This window comes from Chamaesiphon sp. VAR_69_metabat_338, assembly GCF_031423935.1.
Lineage (GTDB): Bacteria > Cyanobacteriota > Cyanobacteriia > Cyanobacteriales > Chamaesiphonaceae > Chamaesiphon.
In genome coordinates this window covers 1-1,773 of sequence record NZ_JANPGM010000058.1, presented here as the reverse complement: position 1 = coordinate 1,773, position 1,773 = coordinate 1, and the positions used below count along the sequence as shown (strand labels likewise).

1 protein-coding gene is annotated in these 1,773 nt (G+C 49.6%); it reads right to left on the bottom strand.

Annotated features, from left to right (window positions below; all coding sequences use genetic code 11):
- On the bottom strand, window positions 1–1,472 hold a 1,472-nt coding region (locus RMO84_RS01810), incomplete at its 3' end, for an FAD-dependent monooxygenase (protein ID WP_310486747.1).
- Window positions 1,473–1,773 lie beyond the last annotated feature (301 nt).

The following is a 1,773-nucleotide window of genomic DNA, read 5'->3' as shown; positions in this document are numbered from 1 at the left end:
AGGAGCATCTGTCCCTCGCGTCCCAGTTGGCGATCGCTATCCCGATCCATTGGTTGAATTGTCGAAACCTTGATGGTCGATCGGTATTGACCGACGATCTGATAGGCTCGTTCGACTACTTCAGCGTCTTTAGTCCGTAGTAGCAGCGTCCAGTGGTGAATCGAGATTAAGCGGTGTAGATTTGCCCAATGTCCCTCGCCAGATACTACTGGGACATTGGGGATGCGATCGCCTGCCTGTAGTGACCCACTAGCCTTTTGCTGGTGGGATAATGGGCTATGGCGGTACTCCATGCCCAGATCGCTGAGAGTGAACTCCATCAAGCGTTTCACTGGCTTGAGCGACAATCCGAACGGCATGAACGTTTCCATCAGTCGGAGCTTAGTAGCAGATGGCGGCTGCTCGACGATGTTCATCCGGTTGGCATCGACGATCGTCTGTGCGTTGGCGCGTTGCTCGATCGTATAAGTATCCAACAGACAGGATTTGGCCTCACCACGCTCGACTGCGGCTAATTTCCAGCCGAGGTTAAATGCACCTCGGAGTCCAGTATTCATCCCGTGTCCGCCAATTGGTGCCCACGAATGCGCCGCATCCCCCAATAGCAGCACGCGACCTTTATTGAGGGTTGCCGCAATCCGATTCTGAAAGCGGGCGCGACTGAGCCAAACAGGGTCGGATAGCTCTAGCTCCAATTCAGGAACACAGGCAGCCGCCGCCGTTAAGTCGCGCATTTCTGCCAAGGTGGGCGGCGTTTTGCGCTCTGGGTTGGGGTCAGTAGTAAATGTAAAGAAGCGGTAAGTGTCTCCGGGCACGGGAATACTCATGATCGATACATTCTCGGCCAGAAAGAAATAGCCCTGAGAAGTGGATTTGGGAAACTGCCAAGTTGGTTTGGCGTTGACCTGAACTGCTTGTAAGTTCACCGCAGGCTCTCCTTCAAACGGAATCTGCGCGGCTTCTCGGATCGGACTCCGACTTCCTTCGCAGCCTACTAGCCATTGAGTCTCGATCGTTTCCTCCTTACCATTGGCAGCCCGCACCGTGACTTGTGCCCCATCGTCATGGGTGCTAACCTCAATTGCTTCGGTTTCCCATTCAACTTCAACTCCCAAATCGGATAATGACTCAGCTAAGAAGCGTTCGGTATCGTGTTGTTCGATCGTCATCGGGAATGGGTAGTCACTCTTGATGTGACCGAACTCGAACCCGCTTAATTGCTTACCCTTGGCGTAGACATCAAAGTTGTGCATTTTATGCGATCGAGCCATGAACTTGTCGATTACGCCTAGCCCAGCCAGAGCTTCTTGGGCGCGCGACCAGATGACACAGGCTCTTACTTGGCGTTTGGTTTCAGCGGCTCGATCGATAATCCGCACGGACAGTGAAAGTAACGTTAATTCGATCGCCAGCATCAATCCAGTAGGGCCAGCACCGACAATTAACACTTGAGATTGAGATGAATTAGACATGAGTTAGTGAATAGTGAATAGTGAATAGTGAAATTTTTAGATGAGAACAGTATTGAATCAGATCGATCTTTTACTTTCGCAATAGGTCTATTATTTATGTTTGTAAATTTAGGAGCGACCCTAAGAGGATGTTTGAAAAGTTTAATTGCTTCGTTTCTAGATCTAAATCCCCCTAAGTCCCCCTTAAAAAGGGGGACTTAGGGGGATTTAGATCTAGAAACGAAGCAATTAAACTTTTCAAACATCCTCTTAGGGTCGCTCCTAAATTTACAAACATAAATAATAGACCTATTGCGAAAGT